We start from the raw sequence: 3,422 nt of genomic DNA, 5'->3' as shown, positions 1-3,422 counted from the left end.
TCCTTTTACTTGACGAAATGCTGCTTCAACTCCCCAGAAACAGCCTGCTCCAAATATCGCTTTTTGTCGATTAGCATTTTGCATATCTTTGACAACTCTTTTGTGATAATTTTAAATGAAACTCATCAAATCAGACAAATACTTTATAAGCAAATATTTTCTCAATACTGCCTGATTGATTTTAATTATTAGAGTGACAGATTATCCTGAGATGAGTATGGTATAAAACTGAATATTATCTAAGAATTGAAAAAAGTGGATTCTACCATTTGACGAATTCGCCGAAGATTTTCTGCAACACCTGTGGACTAGCTATTTCTCTAGCTACTTAGTGTCTTAGAAAACATTTGAAAATACAGTAGGAACTAAAATTAGTCGTAACCAAGAGATTTGGGAAAGTTTGTATATATCGGCGCAAAGTTATCTCAATTCTTCCTTGGTGAAAATAGTCAATTCCAGTAAGCAAGAAGAAGAATCTCATGTGACACAGGGTAGCAACAAGAGGGGAAAAGGGGAAAGCGATGAACTCAACGCGACTACTGTCCCTAAATAGTTGGTTATTAGTGGGATAGGTTCATGATTTCTATGCCAGTATGATCGCACTTGAAGATGGGAGCAACGTGAAAAAGTGAGATCCTCGTGAAATAGGCTTTCTTGGCAGGGGGAGCAGAGGAGCAGAGGGAGTAAACAGACAAATAATGATACTTTTTACGAGCGTTAGGGATTGCTTATACACTTATTTCTTCCTCTTCCTCTGCCTCAAGAGCCTCCTCTGCCTCCCCTGCTTACCCATCTCACTGTTAGAGCATTGCTCCCCTTGAAGATAATCTAGATGCGATCGCTTGTTGTTAATGTATGCAATTACGACTATACTGCCTGCATCAGATAGCAATCAAAGGCTGGGGTTATGCCGGATACGACAGATGAAGGCAAAATTCACTTCATATCACCACAGTTATTGAAGAAATTAGATTACCAAACGCCTATAAGTAAATTTTACGCTTCAGCGACCTATATGAGTCGCCGAACTGAGCCGGAAAGCCTTGATTTTTCCTTGGGTGATGCTCATGAAATGCCACTTCCAGGGTTTGTAGAAGCCCTACAACGTTGGAGTGTACCACAAAACTCCAGTTGGTATGGCTACAAGGGAAATATTCCCGAATCACGACTGCCAGCGAAGAAATGATTTCTCGTGCCTTACCCAAATTTCAAGCAGCTATACAATACGCTGTTGAATAAAAAGTCAATTGACGGCAACAGAAGTATCAATAGAAAAAATCGCACAGATATCGGCAGTAATCGATTCTGGTTCCATTGCTGTACCAACGAACCGGACTTTTTGGGACTCGAATACAAAAGTTGATAGATTCGACAGAAATTTAATCCTCTTTAATTGTTATCCAATCACTCAAAACAGCCATACAACAAGCGATTAACGTTGGCCTGATCAAGGTCTTATATTGATGTTTGGCGACATAACCACCCTCTAACTCATTCTCCTCAAAAGAAACCCCAATTACGTCAAAAAGCTTATTAGCAACATCAAGAGAAATAGATTTCGACCAAGACATATTTACTCCAATGAATCCAAGAGTTCAGCGAAACAATTAAAACCAATCTTCAACTACTTCGACTTATTCCCCTTTTTAAACCAGCAATTTCCCAGATACCCCAGCCGTAAAACCCAACTCAATCGCCGCCACAGTAATGCTGGGCTTGATAAATAACGTTGCAATTCCGATAACTGCGCCCCAAAGACAGCCATAACAGCAAACGATAATCAACTGATTTCTGGGTTTAGCTCTTTCGTCTTGAATAGATTGGTGAACGATGGCATAATCTTCGAGTTCACCAACGATTTCTGATAAAGAAGCGCCGTACTCTTTTTCCAATCTACAAATAGCCATCCTGTCTGCTTTAACTGGACTTATGGCTAATTTTTGTAATGCTGTGGTTAATTTATCGCTCATTTTTAAACTAGGGTTGCTGTTGTTTAAGTGTTTTAATGGCATGACTGGTTAAAACATCTTTACCAGAGCAGGGCGCACCGACAAGCAAGGTATGCCGTAATGGTGACGAAAAGTTAAGAACTGATTGCATATTTTTCTCCAAATTTTAATTTTGATTGTTATTCAAACCGTCAAATTTATATTTGAGATGTGAATTTTGGAGTAATCTTTCGATTCCCAAACGGATTAGCTCTAGTGGAATCCCGTCTAATTTCAATTCGGTTTGGATAAACTCATCAATTGAATTGGCTTTCGTCTTCTCCAAAAGCGCCAACATCTGTTGAGCTTGGGTTATTGATGTGCTTGATGGATTAGTTTCAGCTTGAGAGGTTTGCTTATTATTTGGTGCAGAGTCAATAAAGTTTTTGGTATCCCGGTCATAACCAGAGAAATTCTTTAACAGAGGCATTGGTATCCATTCATTGATACCGCCGTAATAAACTGCTCGACCGACTGGTGATTGTGCAGCAATCTCCATTACTTGGGTTGAGGTAATCTTGCGATCGCTAGGAATTAGTTGGGTGGCAATCATGGCATTGTAAGCTGGGACGTTATCAGGATGAACCAACGCCACTGAGGTTAACTGCGATCGCAGTCCGCCAGAAATGCCCAAGTCATCAGTGTGAGGGTTTTGTACGACAATCCAGAAATGCCAACCGGAACTATCACCGCAAGAACAGTAAGAGATGATTTTGTCTTTGAGCCAGCCAATTTCACCCTTGGTATTTTTAAATTTGGAACAAACAGCCGTACCTTCATCCAAAATAATCAGCTTGGAGCCAGAGATATTTTGAAATTCGGTAAAGCATTCTTTGACCCATAAGACGGCTTCGACCGGGGACATTTCTAGGATTTTAGCCTGTTTAAAAGTATCAACACGACCTTTGAAATAACCGGTTTCTTTCTCGTCACCTTTGGGGTCAATATAAAAGATGTGTATGCCAGGATGCAGTCGCTTAATAGCATCGATTGCATTGCTAATGGTGATGCCCTTGCCAGAACCAGGGACACCAACCCACAGCATATTTGTCACTTTCTTAGCAATATGCCCAATTAGGTCATACTGCACTTGGGGTTTAGTGGTGTAGGTGGAGATATCGGTATTAGTTAAGCTATGAGAGGCTTCTGCTCCCAAGAATTCACTATTTAACAAAGGGTAAGCTTCATGAGAGTGAATCTGTTGCGCTGAAGTTTGAGTTGTTTGTGGGACAGGAGTTGGTAGTTGTGTAAACCTTGCCTCTGGAATACCTAAATTCTGAGGTTTGGTTGCTTGCTGAATGGCCGTAACTTGCTGATAGTTTACTCTGAGATCAACACTCACTTGTGCCAAATGACCAGATAGCTGTTCAGGGGTAGGAAAATAGCCTTTAAGTTGAATAAACCAATCGAGCAGCCAACGGTAAGCATAAAATC

Annotated in this window: 6 protein-coding genes and 1 pseudogene; 2 read left to right on the top strand and 5 right to left on the bottom strand. The window is 40.5% G+C overall.

Annotated features, from left to right (window positions below; genetic code table 11):
- Positions 1-84: peptide-methionine (S)-S-oxide reductase (locus HWQ38_RS19640; protein ID WP_292796689.1), on the bottom strand; the 84-nt coding region annotated here is incomplete at its 3' end.
- Between the two features lie 172 nt (positions 85-256).
- On the opposite strand from HWQ38_RS19640, the pseudogene HWQ38_RS19635 reads away from it, so the two are divergent.
- Together HWQ38_RS19635 and HWQ38_RS19630 are read left to right on the top strand one after the other, a co-directional pair.
- Positions 257-553, top strand: a pseudogene (locus HWQ38_RS19635) (abortive phage infection protein); the annotation flags it as partial.
- Between the two features lie 354 nt (positions 554-907).
- A complete protein-coding gene (locus HWQ38_RS19630; RefSeq protein WP_292796686.1) occupies positions 908-1,186 on the top strand; it encodes a hypothetical protein in 279 nt (92 codons plus the stop codon).
- A gap of 193 nt (positions 1,187-1,379) precedes the next feature.
- On the opposite strand, the gene HWQ38_RS19625 is transcribed toward HWQ38_RS19630, so the two are convergent.
- The 4 genes from HWQ38_RS19625 to HWQ38_RS19610 all read right to left on the bottom strand — a co-directional run.
- Positions 1,380-1,571: a hypothetical protein gene (locus HWQ38_RS19625; RefSeq protein WP_292796684.1), complete on the bottom strand. Its 192-nt coding sequence runs from the start codon at positions 1,569-1,571 to the stop codon at positions 1,380-1,382.
- 75 nt (positions 1,572-1,646) lie between these two features.
- On the bottom strand, positions 1,647-1,970 hold the full coding sequence (locus HWQ38_RS19620; protein ID WP_292796681.1) for a hypothetical protein: 324 nt from the start codon (positions 1,968-1,970) through the stop codon (positions 1,647-1,649).
- A gap of 7 nt (positions 1,971-1,977) precedes the next feature.
- Positions 1,978-2,100, bottom strand: a complete 123-nt coding sequence (locus HWQ38_RS19615; protein ID WP_292796678.1) for a hypothetical protein — start codon at positions 2,098-2,100, stop codon at positions 1,978-1,980.
- 15 nt (positions 2,101-2,115) lie between these two features.
- On the bottom strand, positions 2,116-3,422 hold a 1,307-nt coding region (locus HWQ38_RS19610), incomplete at its 5' end, for a hypothetical protein (RefSeq protein WP_292796676.1).

Origin of the sequence: Nostoc sp. NMS7, assembly GCF_017115085.1 — a bacterium.
Lineage (GTDB): Bacteria > Cyanobacteriota > Cyanobacteriia > Cyanobacteriales > Nostocaceae > Nostoc.
This window is presented reverse-complemented; position numbering and strand designations above follow the sequence as displayed.